Origin of the sequence: Methylobacterium sp. J-070 (assembly GCF_022829385.1) — a bacterium.
Classification (GTDB): Bacteria; Pseudomonadota; Alphaproteobacteria; order Rhizobiales; family Beijerinckiaceae; genus Methylobacterium.
This window is the reverse complement of sequence record NZ_JAKSXX010000084.1, coordinates 1-19,093: the sequence shown is the minus strand read 5'-3', so window position 1 is coordinate 19,093 and position 19,093 is coordinate 1. Positions and strand designations below refer to the sequence as shown.

The following is a 19,093-nucleotide window of genomic DNA, read 5'->3' as shown; positions in this document are numbered from 1 at the left end:
CAGCCGTGCGAATCGCATCCGCCGCTGCCGCCTTTTTCACCGTGCCATGATGTTGTGCATCTGAGATCGCAACAAGTAGAATTTAGCGAGCCCTGCGTTGCCGCAACGGCAATGTGCACTGCAACATATAGCCCTTAGGGCATAATAATGCAGACCAGCAGCTTGCGCTACTTCCTCGCCGTCGCCCGCACCGGCTCGATCGCGGCCGCGTCGGTGCAGCTCAACGTGGCGGCCTCGGCGATCAGCCGGCAGATCGGCAACCTCGAGGCCGAGCTCGACTGCGTGTTGTTCGAGCGGCGCCCGCGCGGGATGGTGCCGAGCCCGGCCGGGGAACTCCTGGCCCAGCACGCCCATCAGGTGCTGATCCGCGCCGAGCAGGTGGTCACGGAGATCCGGGAGCTGGAGGGACTCGCGCGGGGGCTGATCCGGGTGGCGAGTTCCGAGGGCTTCTCCCTCGACATCGTGCCGAATGCCATCGCGGCCTTCCACGCCACCCATCCCGGCATCCGCTTCGAGGTGACCGTCCTGCCGCCCGCCCAGGTGACCCAGACGGTGGCGGTGGGGGATGCCGATCTCGGGATCACCTTCGCGCTGACCCCCAACCCGCAGGTCGACGTGCTCTACGACGGGCAGGTGGACATGCTGGCGCTCGCCGCCCCCGACCATCCCCTGGCGCGGGCGCCGGCCCTGCGCCTCGCCGACCTCCTGGACTACCCGGTCGCCCTGCCGACCCGGGACACGACCCTGCGGCAGGTCTTCGACGCCGCCTGCGCGCACGAGGGCATCGCGGTCGAGCCGGTGCTGACCGCCAACAAGCTCTCGGCGCTGCTGCCCTTCGTGCGGCGCTCCCGCGGGCTCGCGCTGATGTCGGCGCTGTCCGTGACGACGCCGTTGCGCCTGAACGAGCTGGTCAGCCTGCCGATCCGCGCAAAGGCGAGCCTCTCCCGGGGCATCCAGGTCCAGGCCATGCGCGACCGGCGGCTGCCGCGGGCGGTGCGGGCCTTCCTGCGCCAGCTTCTGGACGCGCTGCCGCCGCCGGTCGCGGGCCCGTAGGGGCTCTCAGGCGCCGCTGCGGCCTGACGCGACGGCGCAGCTGTGGTCCATCACGTCCTCGGCGCTCGCGCCCGGCACCCTGTAGGCCAGCACGAGGAAGCCCGGTTCGGGATCGCCGGGCGGCGTCGCGAGCGCCGCGAAGCTCGTCTGGTGCAGGTCCGGACGGCCGCCCGGCAGGGTGTGCAGGGCGGCGAACGGGTTGAAGAACTCGGCCTCCGCCTCCGGCACCCGCAGGGCGAAGTAGCGGTCTCCGGCAAGCGGCACCGGAAAGCGGCTCCAGGTCCGGCGCACCTGGCGGGCGTGCGCCCGCACGGCCTTCAGCACGCTCGGTTTCAGGCAGTCGAGATGGATGTGGAGCTGGTCCTGGCTGCGGCCCTGGGCCGAGTTGACCGCCAGGCCGATCGCCTCGGTGGGCAGCTTTCCGGCCGGCGCGTCGGACACGAACGGCCGGGCCGCCAGGGCCGCCCGCCAGTACGCGATGCCCGAGGATCCCCGCAGGACCGGGGCTTCGAGCCCGGCCACGGTGTCGGTGGGCATGACCACGATGTGGGTCGGCTCGCCCGGCGCGCGCAGGACCGCCGAGCCGGGCCGGTCCTTATCGCCGAGATCGACCGAGAGGCACGGGAAGGTCCGGTTGGCGACCCGTTTGGCGAGGACGCAGGTCTTCAGCGCGGCCCACAGGACGTCCCGGCTCGGATCCGGGCCTGCCGCGGCCGGCATCGAGAAGGCGACCAGATAGGCGGCGAGCAACGCGCGACGCATGGAATCTCCCCTTGAGGCCGGCAGCGCAGGCGGCTCCGCTCGATCCCGCGATACCCGATCGCGACCCGCGCCGGCAAAGCGTCTTCAGGCGCCCGTACGCGGCCGAGCCTTGCCGTGCCGACGCCGCCGGTTCCGGAATCCCGCGGGACCCCCCGCGTACGGGGCAGGGCGCACCGCCGATCATCGCGTCTTCCCGCGCACCCGCGGCGCGCTACCTTGGAGCAAATCCAGGGTGCTGGTGTTTCCCTGGCGCATCCCCCGCGATGCGTCGACCATGCCGGTTGCCTACCACAGGTCGAGAGACCGGGACGCAGCATCTTCGAAGCGATCATCTGAACCGGAGAGACTTGATGGTGGGAGCCACCGCCCCCGCGCGCCAGGACGCGGGCGTTAGAGCCGAACGGACCGACGAACCGGTCCTCGCCACGGTCACCTTCACGGTGAACGGGCAGCGGCGCGACCTCGAACTCGACACCCGCACCAGCCTGCTCGACGCCGCGCGGGAGCATCTGCACCTGACCGGCTCCAAGAAGGGCTGCGACCACGGCCAGTGCGGCGCCTGCACGATGATCGTCGACGGCCGGCGCATCAACGCCTGCCTGACGCTCGCGATCATGCACCAGGGTGCCGAGATCGTCACGATCGAGGGGCTCGGGCAGCCGGACAACCTCCACCCGATGCAGGCCGCCTTCGTCCGCCACGACGGCTACCAGTGCGGCTACTGCACGCCGGGCCAGATCTGCTCGGGCGTCGCGGTGCTGGAGGAGATCCGGGCCGGCATCCCGAGCCACGTCACCGCTGACCTCGGCGCCGCGCCGCAGGTCACCGAGGCCGAGATCCGCGAGCGCATGAGCGGCAACATCTGCCGCTGCGGCGCCTATTCCAACATCGTCGAGGCGATGACCGAGGTTGCGGAGGCGCGGGCATGAAGTCGTTCACCTACGAGCGCCCGAGCACCCCGGCCGAAGCGGCTGCCGCCGTCGCCCGCACGCCGGAGGCGAAATTCATCGCCGGCGGCACCAACCTGCTCGACCTGATGAAGCTGCAGATCGAGACCCCGCGCCACCTCGTGGACGTGAACGGACTCGGCCTCGACGCGGTGGAACCGACCGAGGACGGTGGCCTGCGCATCGGCGCGCTGGTGCGCAACACCGACCTCGCGGCCCATCCGCGGGTGCGCACGGATTACGGGGTTCTCGCCCGGGCGCTGCTCGCCGGCGCCTCGGGCCAGCTGCGCAACAAGGCGACCACCGCGGGCAACCTGCTGCAGCGGACCCGCTGCCCGTATTTCTACGACACCGCCCAAGCCTGCAACAAGCGCCGGCCGGGCTCCGGCTGTTCGGCGCTCGACGGCGTGAGCCGGCAACTCGCGGTGATCGGCGCCAGCGACGCCTGCATCGCCACGCATCCGGGCGACATGGCGGTGGCCATGCGCGTGCTGGACGCCACCGTCGAGACGGTCGACGCCGCGGGCACGGAGCGCAGGATCCCGATCGCCGACTTCCACCGCCTGCCGGGCGACGATCCCGCGCGCGACACCACCCTCGCGCCCGGCGCGCTGATCACCGCGGTGACCCTGCCGAAGCCCGTGGCCGGCACGCACATCTACCGCAAGGTCCGCGACCGGGCCTCCTACGCCTACGCGCTGGTCTCGGTGGCGGCGATCCTGACCCGGGATGGCACCGGCCACGTCGCCTTCGGGGGCGTCGCCCCCAAGCCCTGGCGGGTGGAGGCGGCGGAGGCCGACCTGCCGAAGGGCGCCAGGGCGGTGACGGCCCAGGTCTTCGCCGACGCCAAGCCCACCCCCGAGAACGCCTACAAGCTGAAGCTCGCCGAGCGCACCCTCGGCGCGGCGCTCAACCAAGCGAGGGCCTGAGCCATGAAGTTCGACACCCCAGCCGGCCCGAACCCAATCGACCGGCTCAAGGTCGTGGGCCGGCCCACCGACCGCATCGACGGCAAGTCCAAGACCACCGGCACCGCCCCCTACGCCTACGAGCGCCACGACGTGGCGCCCGACGCCGCCTACGGCTACGTCCTGGGCGCCGGCATCGCCAAGGGGCGCGTGCGCCGCATCGACACCGCTTCGGCCCGGCAGGCCCCCGGGGTGATCGCGATCGTCACCACCCTCGACACGCCCCGGATCGAGCGCGGCGTCATGAACGTCGCCTACCTGTTCGGCGGCGACGTGATCCAGCACTACCACCAGGCCATCGCCGTGGTGGTGGCCGAGACCTTCGAGCAGGCCCGGGCGGCGTCCTTCCTCGTGGAGGTCGATTACGCCCCCGAGGCGGGCGCGTTCGATCTCGCCGAGGCGGCCAAGTCGGCCGCGCCGGTCCCGGCCGACAGCGGCGAGGGCAGCGGCGGCAACGGCGAGGAGCGCGTCGGCGACTTCGAGGGCGCCTTCGCGCAGGCCCCCGTGACCCTCGACGCGACCTACACCACCGCGGACGAGAGCCACGCCATGATGGAGCCGCACGCCACGGTGGCGGCCTGGGACGGCGACCGGGTCACCCTCTGGACCGCCAACCAGATGATCGGCTGGGGCCATGGCAGCATCGCCAAGATGCTGGGACTGCCCAAGGAGAAGGTCCGGCTCGATGCGCCGTATGTCGGCGGCGGCTTCGGCGGCAAGCTGTTCGTGCGCGCCGACGCGGTGCTGGCGGCGCTGGCCGCCAAGGCGGCGGGGCGGCCCGTGAAGGTGGCGCTGACGCGTCCGCTGATCGCCAACAACACCACGCACCGGCCGGCCACGATCCAGCGCGTGCGCATCGGCGCCACGCGGGACGGCACCATCACGGCGATCGCCCACGAGAGCGTTTCGGGCAACCTGCCGGACGGCGATCCCGAGACGGCGGTGAACCAGACCAAGCTCCTCTACGCGGGCGCCAACCGCCTGACCGCGATGAAGCTCGCCCGTCTCGACCTCCCCGAGGGCAACGCCATGCGGGCCCCCGGCGAGGCCCCGGGCCTCGCGGTCCTCGAGGTCGCCATGGACGAGATGGCCGAGAAGCTCGGCCTCGACCCGGTGGCGTTCCGCATCCGCAACGACACGCAGGTCGATCCGAACCAGCCGGACCGGCCCTTCTCGCACCGCGACCTCGTCGGCTGCCTGACGCTCGGCGCGGAGCGATTCGGCTGGGCGAAGCGCAACCCGAGGCCCGGGCAGGTCCGGGACGGGCAGTGGCTCGTCGGCCTCGGCATGGCGGCGGCGTTCCGCAACAACATGGTGATGAAGTCGGGCGCACGGGTTCGGCTGGACGGCAGCGGTACCGTCACGGTCGAGACCGACATGACCGACATCGGCACCGGCAGCTACACGATCATCGCCCAGACCGCCGCCGAGATGATGGGCGTGCCCCTCGACAGGGTGGTGGTGCGGCTGGGCGATTCGGACTTCCCGGTCTCGTCGGGCTCGGGCGGTCAGTTCGGCGCCAACTCGTCGACCGCCGGTGTCTACGCGGCCTGCGTGCGCCTGCGCGAGGCGGTGGCGCAGAAACTCGGCTTCAACGCCACCGACGCGGTGTTCGAGGACGGCGCGGTCCGCTCGGGCAACCGCGCCATCCCCCTGGCGGAGGCCGCCGCCGGCGGCGCGCTGGTGGCCGAGGACACGATCGAGTTCGGCAAGATCTCGAAGGCGCAGCAGCAATCGACCTTCGGGGCGCATTTCGTCGAGGTCGGCGTCGATGTCGACACCGCCGAGATCCGGGTGCGGCGGATGCTGGCGGTCTGCGCGGCCGGGCGCATCCTCAACCCCAAATCGGCCCGCAGCCAGGTCATCGGCGGCATGGTCATGGGCACCGGCGCGGCCCTGATGGAGGAGCTGGCGGTCGACGCCAAGCGGGGCTTCTTCGCCAACCACGATCTGGCCGGCTACGAGGTGCCGGTCCATGCCGACATCCCCCACCAGGAGGTGATCTTCCTGGACGAGGTCGACCCGATGTCCTCGCCGATGAAGGCGAAGGGCGTGGGCGAGCTCGGCATCTCGGGCATCGCCGCCGCGGTGGCGAACGCGATCTACAACGCCGTCGGCATCCGGGTGCGGGACTATCCCATCACCCTCGACAAGCTCCTCGACCGCATGCCGGACGCCGCCTGACCGTCCCCGGGGAGGTCCGCGGGCGGACCTCCCCGTCCCGGCCGGGTGCCGCGGCACGGACGGAAGAGTCGCACGCGCCCACCCGGGCACCGCCCTACCTGGGCGTCATGGATCGCGCCTTTCCCATGACCCGGTCGGCCGGGCTCGAACGTCTCTCGGCCTTCCTGGCCGAAGCCGGCGCGGCCTACGGCGCCTCGCGCAACACCGACCGCGGACCGGACGGACCGGCGACCACGTCGGCGCTCTCGCCGTACCTGCGCCGCCGGCTTCTGACCGAGGCCGAGGTCGCGGCGGCCGCCACCGCCGCCCTCGGCGCGGCGGCCGCGGAGCCGTTCGTGAGCGAGGTCTTCTGGCGGACCTACTTCAAGGGCCACCTCGAGACCCACCCGGATGCCTGGACCCGCTACCGGGCGGAGCTCGCGGACCAGCGGGCGCGCCTGGACGCGGAGCCCGGTCTCCGGCGCACCTACGAGAAGGCCGTCGCGGGGGAGACCGGCATCGACGGCTTCGACGATTGGGCCCGGGAACTCGCCGAGACCGGCTGGCTGCACAACCATGCCCGGATGTGGTTCGCGTCGATCTGGATCTTCACCCTGCGGCTCCCCTGGCCGCTCGGCGCGGACGTCTTCCTGCGGCACCTGATCGACGGCGACCCGGCCAGCAACACGCTGTCCTGGCGGTGGGTCGCGGGTCTCCACACCCGCGGAAAGCCCTACCGGGCGCGGCGCGACAACATCCGGCGCTACACCGAGGGGCGGCACGACCCGGGCGGCCTCGACGAGGACGCGGCGGCGCTCGCGGAGGCGATGCCGCCGCGGGAGGCGCCGATGGCCCCCGCCGACGCGGCACCGGACGGGCCGGTGGCCCTGCTCCTGCACCTCGACGACCTGCACCCGGAGAGCCTCCCGCTCGGGTCCGCCCGCGTGGCCCGCATCGGCGGCCTGATCGCCCATGCCGAGGGCGCGGCGGACCGGGTCCGGGACGCCGACAAGGCGGCGATGGCGGACGCGCTGGCGCGCGCCGCAGCGCATTTCGGCTGCCCGGCCGATCCTGTCCACGCCGACTGGGCGGGGGATCTGCCGGTGGTGACGGCCTGGGCTCCCCTCGGCCCCTCCGCGGCGGCCCTGCCGAGCGGCTGCCTCCGGCTGCGCCGGGCCTGGGACACGCGGGCGTGGCCGCTCTCGACCCGGGGCTTCTTCCGCCTGAAACGCGCGATCCCGGAGCTGATCGGGGCATGACGGGTCCGACATGACGGCTCTTACCGGCCGCCGACCGCGGATCGCCCCCGTGCGCCGAACCCGTTCCCGAGTCCTCCCGAGCCGGACGCGCCAGCCATGGACACGATCGTCTACGTCCTCGTCACCCTGATCGAGTCGGTCCTGGGGATCTTCGGCGTGCGGACGCTGTACGAGCAGCCCCGCTACCATGTCGTCGAGCGGCTCGACCACGGCGTCGAGATCCGCGCCTACGCGCCCCGGCTCGCCGTCGAGACCGACGCGCGGGGCCAGGGCGACGGCGCCGCCTTCGGGCGGCTGTTCCGCTACATCACCGGTGCGAACCGGGCCGGAAGCCGCATTGCCATGACGGCCCCGGTGGAGACGGCCGGCCGGCGGATCGCCATGACGGTGCCGGTCGAGCAGGGCGCGGATGGCACGATGCGGTTCTTCCTGCCGCGCAAGGTCGCCGAGGCCGGCGCGCCCGAGCCCACGGAGGCCGGCGTCCGGCTGGTCGCGGTGCCGGCCGAGCGCGTCGCGGCGCTTCGCTTCTCCGGCCGCCTCACGCCCGCGGCCCGGGCGGAGCAGGAAGGCATCCTGATGCGGGTGCTGGCGGCGGCGGGCCTCACGGCCGGCGAGGCGCCGATGTTCATGGGGTACGACCCGCCCTTCGCCCTCCCGTTCCTGCGCCGGAACGAGGTGGCCGTCCGGCTGGGGTCCGGGTGAGGGACCACCCAAGTGTCGAAGGCGCGCTCCCGGCATCCGCGCGCCGGCTTCGGAGGGGGCGCTCCGCGACCTCCGACCGCACGCGCCGGATCGTCCGGGATCGCCCCACATTCCCGGGAAGGCGGTGAGGGCGGTGCCGCAGGAGCCTCGGCGGTCCCGTTCCAACCGCCCCCATCCCGCAACTCGCCCGGGCGAGGGCCCGGGCGCCCGGATCAGTCGATCTTGTACAGGGCGACCAGATCGACGCCGTCCATGCCGATCTTCCGCGCGCTCGCGCGGGACAGGTCGATGGCATAGTTGCGCTTGATCTTGGTGTGCTCGTTGGTCCGGTCGGTGATCTCGACGACCACCGAACGGCCGTTCCTCTTGTTGACGACCTTCAGCTTGGTCCCGAACGGCAAATTGTGGTGCGCGGCCGTCAGCCTGTTCGGGTTGTAGGTCTCGCCGTTGGCGGTCCGTCCCGGATGCTGGTACCAGCTCGCACGCCCGATCCCGAGGAGCTTGGCGGTCTTCGCCTCCCCGCGCTGCGGCGACTCCGCCTGCGGTCGGGGGCGTTCCGCGACTGCGGCGGTCGTTCCCGGGTCCCTCGCGGCAGGGCCCGCCGGCTCCGAGGATGCCTCGGGCGGCGCATCCGGCACCGGCCCGGCATCGCCGGTCCGGCGCGTGCCCCCCAGGAGGCCGGCGTGTTCCTGACCGCCGGCCCGGTCGGATTCCGGGACGGCCGGCCGGGTGGCCACGCCGAACGACGCTGTCCCCGCCGGCGGGGCGTCGTCAGACGCGGAGGCGAGGGGCGGAAGTCTGGACGTGAAGTCCCGATAGGTGAAGACCGGGGCTTCCCGCTTCAGGCGGTCCGTCTGCCCGTCCACCTGCCGGTCCGGCATGTCTGACGACGGACCGGCCCGGGCTTCAGAGACTGCAACCGCCAGAACCGAAGCTACGAGCAGGGCCCGGTGCAGCCCGTTTCTGTCTTGGTTCGCTGCCCAGGCCATGGTCCTCAACCGAAATTGCGCCTATCCATCGGGTGCATAAATCACGCCGGACCATTCAGTTCCTCGTAACTGATAAAGGCGCAAATTTTATCGGATCTGTTCTTCAAATATGTGGTACGGCCAAGCTGATCGGCGAATTCCGGGGTGACGCTCCGGAATCCCGAGACAGATGAACGCCTCGCGATCCGGGGCGCGCGTTGGACGATGGTGCCCCGGACCCGCCGGAAGGCCCGCGACGCCACGGCGCTCGAGGCCGGCCTGAAGCCCGCCGGGCAGGACCGACCGCGCCCGACGCCCTCATCGGCGCGCCATCGACGGCCTACGCGGCGGCGCGAAGTCCCAGGGACGTCGTCGCCTCGAAGGCGCGCACGCAGTTGCGGCCGCCCGACTTCGCCGCGTAGAGGGCGCGGTCGGCACGCTCGATGGTGTGGTCGACGTCGCCATCGGTGAACTCGGCCTCGGCCAGTCCGATGCTGATCGTCGCCCTGAGGCACGGCCCCTCGGGCTCGAACACGGTCTCGGCGACGGTCTGGCGGATTCGATCCGCGAAGATCGCCGCGCCTTTCAGGTCGGTCTCGCGGAGGAGGACCACGAACTCCTCGCCGCCGAACCGCGCCACCTTGTCGGTCGTGCGGATCGCGTCGCTGAGGATGCGGCCGACCTGGCGGATCACCTCGTCGCCGGCGGCGTGGCCGTAGAGGTCGTTGACGCGCTTGAAGTGATCGATGTCGACCATCAGGATACAGATCGGCCGCCGGTAGCGCTTGAAGTAGCTCATCGCGTCGCTGGCCAACGGCAGGAACGCCCGCCGGTTGAGCAGGCCGGTCAGCGCGTCCGTATCGGCCAGCACCTGCATGGCGTGCAGATCGGCGCCGAGGCGCCGGACGCGATCCTCGGCGGCGTGCACGGCGCTCGAGGCCTCCGCCTCCACGAGGCGCGCATCCGCCTCCGCCGTGCCGACGCGCCGCAGCAGCGATCGGACCGCCGCCGACAGGCGCAGAACCTCCGGAGAGCCGTGCACATGGCGCGTCATCCGCGCATCCGGCTCCCGGCCGATACGATCGACCGCCTGCGTCAGCTGCGCCAGGGGCTGGGTCAGCCGCGCCGCAACCCACCAGATCGCGACGATGCCGAGCACGGCGACGCCGAGCCCGAGCAGGAGGATCAGAGCGGTCAGACGGTTCGCCCCGGCCAGGGCCGTGTCGACCGGCTGAAGCGCGACGACGATCCAGCCCAGGCCCGGGTAATCGCCCCGGCCGCGCGTGACGGCGGCCGCCGCGAGGCGATCGCCTTCGGCACCGTGGACGATGAAATGCGCGGCGGCGAGTTCCGCGGCGGTGTACGGGGCCGCCCCGGGATCCGATCCGAGCAGGACCCGACCGGCTCGGTCGAGGACGAGGATGTCCTCCTTCAGCTCCGGCTGCCGGGACGACAGGACCTCGCGCCGGACGACGTCGGCCCAGCGCCAGCTCAGATGGGCGCCGAGAACCCCCACGGTCTGGCCGGAGGCGTCGCTGATCGGCACGGCCACATCGACGAACCGGAACGGCGTTCCGCCGCCATAGGGTTGGAGCAGCGATTGCAGCAAGGACGCCGCGTGGACGTCCTCGACCGCGGCCTGCCGGATGCCATCCTTGAACCAGGGCCGCTGGGTGACGCTCGCCCCTTCGAGGATGCTGCCCGTGGCGGCACGGACCCGGCCGTCGCGATCGGCGAACCCGATCCAGGCGTAGTCCGGCAGCGTCCGCTGCATCGTCTCGAGGACCTTGCGGAGGCTGCCGGTGTTCTCCAGCCAGTGCGGTTGCAGAGGTTCGAACGCCGCGACGTTGCGGATCTCGCGCAGGCGTTCGCTCATGTCCTGATCGAGGCGATCCGCCATCGACCGCGCGACCTGCAGGAGGGTCTTCTGCGCCATATCGGTGGCCTGCCCGCGCGCCAGCAGGGCGGACCCGATCGTCGTCCCACCGACGATCACGAGACCGATGGCGCCGGCGAGCAGGCTGATCTGACGCCGCAGGGAAATCCGATCGGCAAGCCGCTTGAGCATCGTGTGGCATCCTCAATCGCGGAGGACGATAAGGCTCGAGCGATGAATATCCGTGAATATTGTCGGTCAATACCCTCTGAACGCGGCGTCGCGAATGCCTTGCGACCGCTCCGCCCCCCTAGGCGTCCACGAGGTTCAGGGTCCGGGGCGCGGGCGAGAACGCCACGCGCCGTCCCCAGTCGAAGGCGATGAAATCCTGCTCGATCCCGTCCGCGAACACCACGCCGCCCTCGTTCATCCGCGACGTCACGGTGAGGGGCGAACCGGCGACCTTGCCCGCGCGCAGGTCCGTGCCGGTGGAAACGCTCGGGAACGGCTCGCGGACCCAGTAGCCGATCGCCGCCTCCGCGATGCCGATGTCGAGGGTGAGGTGCGTCGCATCGCTGATGGAGCGGGCCCATCCGGTCAGACCCGTTCCCGTTGCGACGATCAGGCCGCTCGACGCCTGATCCTCCGACCGGGTTCCGGCCTCGATGCGATAGCGCGCGGATTGGTGACTCCGGTGGCCGACGAAGATCTCGTTCAGGGCAAACAGCCGCTCGCCGCCGTCGAGCGTGGCCTGCACCATGGTGCGGCGCTGGAAGGGCACGCCCGCCGCCGCGCAGGCGGGCAGCAGCGTGCGCAGGCGGTCCACCCGCGCCCGCGCCAGCACCCCGTCGTAGAGATCCGGCGCCGGGTTGACGCCGACGACCGGCTGCCCGTCGAGGTATTTCGCGACATTGGCCACCAGCCCGTCCTGCCCCAAAGCCACGACCACGTCCTCGGGGGCGAAGAGGAAGCGGTCGAGGTCGGGGCGCCGCACCAGCGCCTGCCGCCAGTCCGCGGGGACGGCCGCGCGCGCCTGGGCCAGCGCCGCGTGGAACTGGGCGTGGCGCGCCTCGATCCCGGCGATCGACTGCCCGCGGCTCTCCAGGAAGAACCGGGCCTGGCCGCGGGTCGCGTGGCGGGCGAGCAGCAGCGCGTAATCGGTGTCGCGGATCACGAAGACCGCGCGGGGGGTGACGGCCGGCACGGACCGACTCCTCAGCGCGGCGCGACCCGCGCCGGGATGGCGCTCCGGATCTCGCCCAGGAAGGCCGCGAGCAGGTCGGGCGTGACGGTGACGTGCTCGATCGTCTCCAGCTTGCCGGCGAGTTCCCGCGCGGCCAGCCCGAGCAGGACGGCGGGCGGCATGTCCCGGTAGACGGCCGCGCGCCGCTGCTCGGCCTCGGCTCGGGCGCCCTCGACCAGCCGGATGCGTTCGGCCTCCGCGGCCGCCTCCAAGCCCTGCGCTTCCGCGACGCCGGCGGCGCGGTCGCGGGCGTTCTCCGCCTCCTGGGCGATCAGGACGGTCTCGCGCCGGGCCAGTTCGGTCCGCGTCGCGAGTTCGTTCTCCGCGATGGCGCGCTCCTTCTCCACCGCCAGGGCGCGCCGGGCGAAGGTCGCCGCGTCGGCCTTCTGCTGCAGGGCCTCGAAGGTGGGGGTCTGGAGGGCGCGCTCCAGCTCGCTGGTGGGCGCGAGGTTGGTGAGCCGCACCGACACGGCGGCGACGCCGATCTCGGCGAGCGCCGGGGCGGCGGCCAGAACCGCCTCGAGGGCGGCGCGCAGCGGCTCCGGGCCCGCGTCGAGGAGGGCGCCGATCGGGCCCGTGCCGAGGTACTGCAGGGCCGCCTGACCGGCGATGCCGCCGAGGCGGCCCTCGATCCGCTCGATCGGCTCGCCCTGCAGGCGCCCGGAGGCGAGATCGATCGAGAAGTCGATCCGGCGCGCCAGCAATTCGGGATCGACGACGTGCCAGCCGATCGTCCCCTGCACCACCACGGTCTGGAAGTCCCGGCTGCGGCCGCGGACGAACAGGGTCATCTCGCGGTCGTCCACCGGCACCTCGCTGATGCTCGCGGTCTCCGGCCGGAACCAGAACACCAGCCCGCGGCCGCTCTGCCGGACGCGGCCGTTGCGGAAGCGGACGATGTGGCTGCTCGCCTCGCTGCGAAGATGGGCGATCACGCCGAGGCTGCGGACCGTGGCCATGATGATCTCCTCAGGGCGGACGTGACCGGTCGGACCGGCCTCGAATGCTTTATGCTCACTTTGAGTATAAGACGCCCGGGGTTCGTGGAAGTCAAGGGCGACGCACGCCCCGTCCCGGAGCGCCGCCGCCCGCACCGGTCCGCACGCGGTCCGCACCGATCCGCCCGGGCCGCGGACGGGGCGTGCGGCCCGGGGCCGGAGAAGGCCGAAGCTTCTCGTGGCGGCCCGGCGGCCGGCGAGGGAGCCTCAGCGCTGGGCCGGCCGCGATCCGCCGGCGCAGGAGATCTTTCCGATGCCGTTCCCCTCACCACGATCCGCGGTCGAACATCCCCGCGCCGCCGCGCTCTCGCCGCTCTTCCTCGGGCTGTTGGCGCTCCTCGTCATGATCGCCTCGGCGCACGCCCTGCCGGGGCCGACGCGGGGCGGCCTGATGCTGCGCCCGGCTGCCGGCACGGCGCCGGCTGCCGGCACGGCGCCGGTCGAGGCCCTGCAGCTCGCCACCGACCTCAGCGTGGACGTCAGCGGCCCGACCGCCCGCGCCGTCGTCACCCAGGCGTTCCGCAACACCACCGCGGATTGGGTCGAGGGCACCTACGTCTATCCCCTGCCGGAGGACGCGGCCGTCGACGGGATGACGCTCGTCGTCGGCACGCGGGTGATCGTCGCCGACATCCGCGCGCGGGCCGAGGCCCGGCGCGCCTACGAGGCCGCGAAGGCGGCCGGGCAGTCCGCCGCCCTGACCGAGCAGCAGCGGCCCAACATCTTCACCAACACGGTGGCCAACATCGCGCCCGGCGAGACGGTGCTGGTCCAGATCAGCTACCAGCAGACGATCCCGGTCTCCGGGACCACGCGGATGCTGCGGCTGCCCCTGGTGGTGGCGCCGCGGTACAATCCGGCGCCGCCGGCGGTGGACGCGGTCGCCCTCGACGGCCGGGCCGACGCGGCGCGGGACCCGGTGCCGGACCGTGACCGGATCAGCCCGCCGGTGCTCGATCCGGCGGCATCCCTGCCGGTCAACCCGGTCGCCGTGACCGTGCGGCTCCGGGCCGGTTTCGCCGTCGGCGCCGTGCACAGCGCGACCCACGCGATCCGCGTGACCGAGGCCGGCCCCGAGGCGCGCACCATCACCCTCGCGGACGGCGCTGTGCCGGCCGACCGGGACCTCGAGCTGACCTGGGACCCCCTCCCGAGCCGGGTGCCCGACCTCGGCCTGTTCCGCGAGGAGGTCGCCGGCCGGACCTACCTGCTGGCCACGCTGACTCCGCCCGCGATCGCCGCCGACGCGACCGCGCGGCCGGACCGGGACGTCACCTTCGTCATCGACAATTCCGGATCGATGGCCGGCGCCTCGATGCGGCAGGCCAAGGCGGGCCTGCTCGCGGGCCTCGCCCGCCTGACCCCGCGGGACCGCTTCAACGTGATCCGCTTCGACGACACCTGGGACGCGCTGCATCCCGAGCCGGTTCCGGCGACGCCGGAGGCCCTGGAGGGCGCCGGGCGCTTCGTCGCCGCCCTGGAGGCGCGCGGCGGCACCGAGATGCTGGCGCCCCTGAGGGCCGCCCTGGCCGATCCCCATCCGGAGGACGGGCGGGTGCGCCAGGTCGTGTTCCTCACCGACGGTGCGGTCGGCGACGAGGAGCGGATCTTCGCGGCGATCCACGCGGGGCTCGGGCGCTCGCGCCTGTTCATGGTCGGGATCGGCTCGGCGCCCAACGGCCATCTGATGCGCCACGCCGCCGAGATCGGCCGCGGCAGCTTCACGGAGATCCGCGACCTCGGACAGGTCGCCGAGCGCACCCGCGCCCTCTACGCCAAGCTCGAATCCCCGGCGGTGACCGACCTCGCCGCGGCCTTCTCGGCGGCCGGCGTCGCGGTCACGCCGGGCACGCTGCCCGACCTCTATCGCGGCGAGCCGCTGGTCTTCGCCGCCCGGCTCCCGCACGGGGCGGAGGGGACCGTGACGATCTCGGGCCGGGTCGCCGGCCGGACCTGGACCCGGACGCTGCCGCTCGCCGGGGCCGCCCCGGGCACCGGCATCTCGAAGGTCTGGGCGCGGGCGCGGATCGGCGAGACCGAGACGGCGCGCATCACCGGGCGCCTGAGCACCGAGGCGGCCGACGCCGCGATCCTCGCCCTCGCCCTGGAGCACGGCCTGACGACGCGCCTGACCAGCCTCGTGGCGGTCGACGCCACCCCGCGCCGCGAAGCGGGCACGCCGCTCGTCGCCGCCGACCTGCCGCTGAACCTGCCGGCGGGCTGGGACTTCGCCAGCGTCTTCGGCACGGATCGGCCCGGCGCGGCGGATCCCGACGGCGGCACCGGCGCCCGGATCGTGCCGATCGGTGCCGCCGGGGCGGACATCGACCTGCCGCAGACCGGGTTGGGACTCCTGCCGCAACTCCTCCTCGGCCTGCTGCTCGCCCTCCTGGGGGGCGGCCTGCGGCGGTGCTGCGGCCCGCGGGTCCGGGGCGCGCGATGAGCCGCCGTCACGGCACCGCCGCGGGGAGGGCGCTGGCGGCCCTCCTCGCCCTCGCGGGTCTCGCGCTCGCCGCGCAGGCCGCCTGGATGCCCGTCAAGGCCGCCCTGGCGCAGGTCCTGCTGGAGCGCGCCTTCGCCCGGGGGCTGGCGGATGGTCGCCCGGCCAGGCCCTGGCCCTGGGCCGATACGGAGCCGGTCGCCCGGCTCACCCTCGCCGGCCGCAGCTTCGTGGTGCTGCGCGGCGGAAGCGGGCAGGCCCTGGCCTTCGGCCCCGGCCATCTGGCCGGCACGCCGGAGGCGGGCGAGCCGGGCACCGCGGTCATCGCCGCGCACCGGGACACGCAGTTCGCGGTCCTGGGCCGCCTCGCGCCCGGCGACCCGGTCGCAGTCACGCGCCGCGATGGCCGGACCGTGCGCTTCCGCGTCGCCGGCACGCGGGTCGCCCCCTGGGACGCCTCGGGGATCGATCCGCGGGCGCCCGGCCGCCACCTCGCCCTCGTCACCTGCTGGCCCCTGACGGCGCTGCGATCCGGGCCGCTGCGGCTGATCGTCGACGCGGAGGCAGAGACGCCCTGAGGGTCCGACCGTGGGTCGCGGGCCGGCGCTTGCGCCGATGTGCGGTTTCGTGCGGATCTGTTCAGGTCGCGCGTGGACGAGCCGTGCCGGTGAACGAGATCGAACTGCCCGAGGCGCAGAGTCGCGCCATTGCCCAGATCGTGCGCGAGGCGCTCGCCCGGCGCCGCATCTCCCGGCAGACCCTGGCCGAGCAGGCACGGATCAGCATCTCGACCCTGGAGAAGGCGCTGGCGGGCCGCCGTCCGTTCACGCTGGCGACCACGATCCGGCTGGAGGAGGCGTTGGGCCAGTCCCTCCGCCCGGGCACCGGGCGCGCGGCGGAGGTTCCCGAACCCGCGCGCTATGCCCCCGACGCCCTCGGGTCCTACTCGCGGGAGGGCGTATCCTGGCTGGAGGGCCGCTATCTCACCCTGCGGCCCTCGTTCGGGACCGCGGGCGCCCTCTTCGCCTACCGCACCGAGATCGCCTGGGACGCCGACGGCGCGCGCCTGGCGTTCCGCGAGGCCGAGCGGATCGACGCCCCGTTCACCCAGTCCGGCAGCGTCGCGGTGCCGAGCCAGTCGGGCATGATCTACCTGGTGACCAACTGGCACGGGCAGCACCGCCTCGCCGTGCTGTGCCGCCCCAACATCCAGGGCGAGATGTACGGGGTCCTGACCACGCTTCACCCGGGTCGGGGAACCCAGCTCACGCCCGCCGCGGCCCCGTTGGCGCTGCTGCCCGAGGCGGCGGCGGAGTTCGGCTACGGGCGCATCGGGCGGGACGAGCCCGGCTTCGCCCGGTACCAGGCCTATCTCGCCCGGGTTCACGACGACGGCTACGCGCGCTTCTTCACGACCGCCCCCTGACGGGAGGACGGCGCGCCGCCGCGCCGCCGCCGCGCGGGCCCGGTGCCGTCCCGACGGCGGTCAGGCCGCGTCGGGCGCTTCCTCCGTGGTGACATGAAACCCGACGAGCGTGTTGGGCCCGAAGGTGAGCGTCAGCGGCACGTCCGCGGCATCGCGGCCGTACGCGATCAGGATCCGGCCGATGCGGGAGCTGTTGTTGCGCGGATCGAAGGTGTGCCAGCGGCCGCCGAGATAGACCTCCATCCAGGCGGCGAAATCGCCGGGCGCATGCGGTAGCGGCAGGCCGATGTCGCTGACGTAGCCGTTGCAGTAGCGGGTCGGAATGTTGAGGCAGCGGCAGAACGCGATCGCCAGGTGGGCGTAATCGCGGCAGACGCCCCGCTGCTCCTCGAAGACGTCGAAGGCCGTCCGGGTGGCGCGCGCATGCTCGTACCCGAAGGTGATCCGGTCATGCACGTAGTCGCAGATCGCCTGCACTCGGCTCCAGCCGGGCGGGAGATGCCCGAACAGGTCCCAGGCGATCGACGAGAGGCGGTCGGTCTCGCAGTAGCGGCTGCCGAGGAGAAACAGGACGCTGTCCGAAGGCAGCTTCTCGACCGGGATCTCCGGAGCGTCCGGCTCCCGCCGGTCGCCGCTGCCGTGGTCCCGCACGATCGTGTCGGTCCTGAGGGTGAAGCGCCCCGCCGGTGCGACCATGCGGTTGCACCAGTTCCCGAAGCTGTCGCGATAGCCGTCCAGCGGAACCGCCGGACTCGTGATCAGGTAATCGGGCCGTTCGAGATCGGAGAAGCGCGAGGCGTGGACGTTGAGCGTCGCGATGACCGGGGTAGGCTGCGGAAACTCGTAGGTCATCTCGCAGCCGACGAGAATGCGCATGGGCTCTGTCCTTAGCGGCAGCCGTGGGATCGGCGTCGGTCACGCCGAGCTTCGGCCCGCATCGCGATGCAAGCCCAGGGCCTCGATCCCGGTTAAGGGGTTACGCCGAGCGCGCGGCGACCCCGGACGGTCCCGCAGAACGGCGCCCGGGTGGCCGGGCGGCGGGCGCACCCCGTCCACCACCCAGCCCTGCGCCGGAGCGCGCGCCCACGCGTTGCCCGTCGGCGCGCCGCCCCGAAGCGTCCCGAACGCGGCAGGCCGCTATCCGGGACGATCCGCATCGTCCGTTCGGCAGGTCAGAAATCCATGCCGCCCATGCCGCCCATGCCGCCGCCGCCCGGCATGGCCGGAGACTCCTTGCGCGGCGCCTCGGAGATCATCGCCTCGGTGGTGACGAGGAGCGCGGCGACCGAAGCCGCCCCCTGGAGGGCAGCGCGGACGACCTTGGCGGGGTCGACGATGCCGGCCTGGAGCATGTCGACATACTCCTCGGTCTGGGCGTTGAAGCCGTAGGTCTCGGAGGCGTTGGCGAGGATCTTGCCCACCACGATGGAGCCTTCGACGCCCGAGTTCGTGGCGATCTGCCGGATCGGGGCTTCGAGGGCCTTCAGCACGATCTTGATGCCGGCCTGGACGTCGGGGTTGTCGTTCGACAGACCCTGAACGGCCGCCATGGCGCGCAGCAGCGCCGTGCCGCCGCCCGGGACGATGCCCTCCTCGCCAGCCGCGCGGGTGGGGTGCAGGGCGTCGTCGACCCGGTCCTTCTTCTCCTTGACCTCGACCTCGGTCGAACCGCCGACGCGGATCACCGCGACGCCGCCCGCGAGCTTGGCCAGACGCTCCTGGAGCTTCTCCCGATCGTAGTCCGAGGTGGTCTCCTCGATCTGCGCCTTGATCTGCGCGATCCGGCCCTCGATGTCGGACTTCTCGCCGACGCCGTCGATGATCGTGGTGGTCTCCTTCTCGATCCGCACCCGCTTGGCGCGGCCGAGCATGGGGAGCGTCACGTTCTCGAGCTTGATCCCGCGATCCTCGGCGATCATCTGGCCCTTCGTGAGGATCGCGATGTCCTCCAGCATCGCCGTGCGGCGATCACCGAAGCCCGGCGCCTTCACGGCCGCGACCTTCACGCCGCCGCGCAGCTTGTTCACCACCAGCGTGGCGAGCGCCTCGCCCTCGATGTCCTCGGCGATGATCAGCAGCGGCTTGCCGGTCTGGACCACGGCCTCGAGCACCGGCAGCATCGCCTGCAGCGACGACAGCTTCTTCTCGTGGATCAGGATGTACGGATCCTCGAGCTCGGCGACCATCTTCTCCGCGTTGGTGATGAAGTACGGGGAGAGGTAGCCGCGGTCGAACTGCATGCCCTCGACGACGTCGAGCTCGGTCTCGGCGGTCTTGGCCTCCTCGAC

The 19,093-nt window shown here is 72.7% G+C and carries 16 protein-coding genes; 9 read left to right on the top strand and 7 right to left on the bottom strand.

Going from position 1 to position 19,093, the window contains the following annotated elements; all coding sequences use genetic code 11:
- The first annotated feature begins 147 nt into the window (after positions 1 to 147).
- A complete protein-coding gene (locus MKL01_RS06545; protein ID WP_243904410.1) occupies positions 148 to 1,053 on the top strand; it encodes a LysR family transcriptional regulator in 906 nt (301 codons plus the stop codon).
- A gap of 6 nt (positions 1,054 to 1,059) precedes the next feature.
- On the opposite strand, the gene MKL01_RS06540 is transcribed toward MKL01_RS06545, so the two are convergent.
- Entirely contained in the window at positions 1,060 to 1,815 is a 756-nt protein-coding gene (locus tag MKL01_RS06540) for a CDP-diacylglycerol diphosphatase (RefSeq protein WP_243904409.1), read from the bottom strand.
- Positions 1,816 to 2,165: 350 nt separating this feature from the next.
- Here MKL01_RS06540 and paoA point away from each other — a divergent pair, with 350 nt between their 5' ends.
- The 5 genes from paoA to MKL01_RS06515 all read left to right on the top strand — a co-directional run bounded on the left by paoA (position 2,166) and on the right by MKL01_RS06515 (position 7,854).
- Positions 2,166 to 2,744 carry an aldehyde dehydrogenase iron-sulfur subunit PaoA gene (gene paoA / locus MKL01_RS06535; RefSeq protein ID WP_243904408.1) on the top strand — a complete coding sequence of 193 codons (579 nt, stop codon included), beginning with the start codon at positions 2,166 to 2,168 and terminating at the stop codon, positions 2,742 to 2,744.
- Complete coding sequence (locus tag MKL01_RS06530; RefSeq protein ID WP_243904407.1) at positions 2,741 to 3,691, top strand: FAD binding domain-containing protein; 951 nt, start codon at positions 2,741 to 2,743, stop codon at positions 3,689 to 3,691. The genes paoA and MKL01_RS06530 overlap by 4 nt, the downstream gene beginning before the upstream one ends.
- Positions 3,692 to 3,694: 3 nt before the next feature.
- The gene (gene paoC, locus MKL01_RS06525) at positions 3,695 to 5,914 is read left to right on the top strand and encodes an aldehyde oxidoreductase molybdenum-binding subunit PaoC (RefSeq protein WP_243904406.1); all 2,220 of its coding nucleotides are present in this window, start codon (positions 3,695 to 3,697) and stop codon (positions 5,912 to 5,914) included.
- A gap of 125 nt (positions 5,915 to 6,039) precedes the next feature.
- The gene (locus MKL01_RS06520) at positions 6,040 to 7,152 is read left to right on the top strand and encodes an FAD-binding domain-containing protein (RefSeq protein WP_243904405.1); all 1,113 of its coding nucleotides are present in this window, start codon (positions 6,040 to 6,042) and stop codon (positions 7,150 to 7,152) included.
- Between the two features lie 96 nt (positions 7,153 to 7,248).
- Positions 7,249 to 7,854: an SOUL family heme-binding protein gene (locus tag MKL01_RS06515; protein ID WP_243904404.1), complete on the top strand. Its 606-nt coding sequence runs from the start codon at positions 7,249 to 7,251 to the stop codon at positions 7,852 to 7,854.
- 212 nt (positions 7,855 to 8,066) lie between these two features.
- Here the strand turns inward: MKL01_RS06515 and MKL01_RS06510 are convergent, their stop codons facing one another.
- From MKL01_RS06510 to MKL01_RS06495, 4 genes are all read right to left on the bottom strand, one after another.
- On the bottom strand, positions 8,067 to 8,720 hold the full coding sequence (locus MKL01_RS06510; protein WP_243904403.1) for a septal ring lytic transglycosylase RlpA family protein: 654 nt from the start codon (positions 8,718 to 8,720) through the stop codon (positions 8,067 to 8,069).
- A 442-nt stretch (positions 8,721 to 9,162) separates the two neighbouring features.
- A complete protein-coding gene (locus tag MKL01_RS06505; RefSeq protein WP_243904402.1) occupies positions 9,163 to 10,890 on the bottom strand; it encodes a sensor domain-containing diguanylate cyclase in 1,728 nt (575 codons plus the stop codon).
- A gap of 118 nt (positions 10,891 to 11,008) precedes the next feature.
- A complete protein-coding gene (locus MKL01_RS06500; RefSeq protein ID WP_243904401.1) occupies positions 11,009 to 11,902 on the bottom strand; it encodes a hypothetical protein in 894 nt (297 codons plus the stop codon).
- Between the two features lie 11 nt (positions 11,903 to 11,913).
- Positions 11,914 to 12,900: an SPFH domain-containing protein gene (locus tag MKL01_RS06495; protein ID WP_243904400.1), complete on the bottom strand. Its 987-nt coding sequence runs from the start codon at positions 12,898 to 12,900 to the stop codon at positions 11,914 to 11,916.
- Between the two features lie 292 nt (positions 12,901 to 13,192).
- On the opposite strand from MKL01_RS06495, the gene MKL01_RS06490 reads away from it, so the two are divergent.
- The 3 genes from MKL01_RS06490 to MKL01_RS06480 all read left to right on the top strand — a co-directional run bounded on the left by MKL01_RS06490 (position 13,193) and on the right by MKL01_RS06480 (position 16,805).
- Positions 13,193 to 15,382: a marine proteobacterial sortase target protein gene (locus MKL01_RS06490; RefSeq protein ID WP_243904399.1), complete on the top strand. Its 2,190-nt coding sequence runs from the start codon at positions 13,193 to 13,195 to the stop codon at positions 15,380 to 15,382.
- Entirely contained in the window at positions 15,379 to 15,957 is a 579-nt protein-coding gene (locus MKL01_RS06485) for a class GN sortase (protein WP_243904398.1), read from the top strand. The genes MKL01_RS06490 and MKL01_RS06485 overlap by 4 nt, the downstream gene beginning before the upstream one ends.
- 89 nt (positions 15,958 to 16,046) lie before the next feature.
- Complete coding sequence (locus tag MKL01_RS06480) at positions 16,047 to 16,805, top strand: multiprotein-bridging factor 1 family protein (protein ID WP_243904397.1); 759 nt, start codon at positions 16,047 to 16,049, stop codon at positions 16,803 to 16,805.
- 60 nt (positions 16,806 to 16,865) lie between these two features.
- On the opposite strand, the gene MKL01_RS06475 is transcribed toward MKL01_RS06480, so the two are convergent.
- Positions 16,866 to 17,681: a transglutaminase-like domain-containing protein gene (locus MKL01_RS06475; protein ID WP_243904396.1), complete on the bottom strand. Its 816-nt coding sequence runs from the start codon at positions 17,679 to 17,681 to the stop codon at positions 16,866 to 16,868.
- Positions 17,682 to 17,977: 296 nt separating this feature from the next.
- A partial coding sequence (groEL, locus tag MKL01_RS06470) for a chaperonin GroEL (protein ID WP_243904395.1) occupies positions 17,978 to 19,093 on the bottom strand: 1,116 nt, incomplete at its 5' end.

Excerpts from the sequence above, each read along its gene's own strand:
- MKL01_RS06545 (WP_243904410.1), top strand. The coding sequence starts at position 148 with ATGCAGACCAGCAGCTTGCGCTACTTCCTCGCCGTCGCCCGCACCGGC.
- MKL01_RS06540 (WP_243904409.1), bottom strand. The coding sequence starts at position 1,815 with ATGCGTCGCGCGTTGCTCGCCGCCTATCTGGTCGCCTTCTCGATGCCG.
- paoA (WP_243904408.1), top strand. The coding sequence starts at position 2,166 with ATGGTGGGAGCCACCGCCCCCGCGCGCCAGGACGCGGGCGTTAGAGCC.
- MKL01_RS06530 (WP_243904407.1), top strand. The coding sequence starts at position 2,741 with ATGAAGTCGTTCACCTACGAGCGCCCGAGCACCCCGGCCGAAGCGGCT.
- paoC (WP_243904406.1), top strand. The coding sequence starts at position 3,695 with ATGAAGTTCGACACCCCAGCCGGCCCGAACCCAATCGACCGGCTCAAG.
- MKL01_RS06520 (WP_243904405.1), top strand. The coding sequence starts at position 6,040 with ATGACCCGGTCGGCCGGGCTCGAACGTCTCTCGGCCTTCCTGGCCGAA.
- MKL01_RS06515 (WP_243904404.1), top strand. The coding sequence starts at position 7,249 with ATGGACACGATCGTCTACGTCCTCGTCACCCTGATCGAGTCGGTCCTG.
- MKL01_RS06505 (WP_243904402.1), bottom strand. The coding sequence starts at position 10,890 with ATGCTCAAGCGGCTTGCCGATCGGATTTCCCTGCGGCGTCAGATCAGC.
- MKL01_RS06495 (WP_243904400.1), bottom strand. The coding sequence starts at position 12,900 with ATGGCCACGGTCCGCAGCCTCGGCGTGATCGCCCATCTTCGCAGCGAG.
- MKL01_RS06490 (WP_243904399.1), top strand. The coding sequence starts at position 13,193 with ATGCCGTTCCCCTCACCACGATCCGCGGTCGAACATCCCCGCGCCGCC.
- MKL01_RS06485 (WP_243904398.1), top strand. The coding sequence starts at position 15,379 with ATGAGCCGCCGTCACGGCACCGCCGCGGGGAGGGCGCTGGCGGCCCTC.
- MKL01_RS06475 (WP_243904396.1), bottom strand. The coding sequence starts at position 17,681 with ATGCGCATTCTCGTCGGCTGCGAGATGACCTACGAGTTTCCGCAGCCT.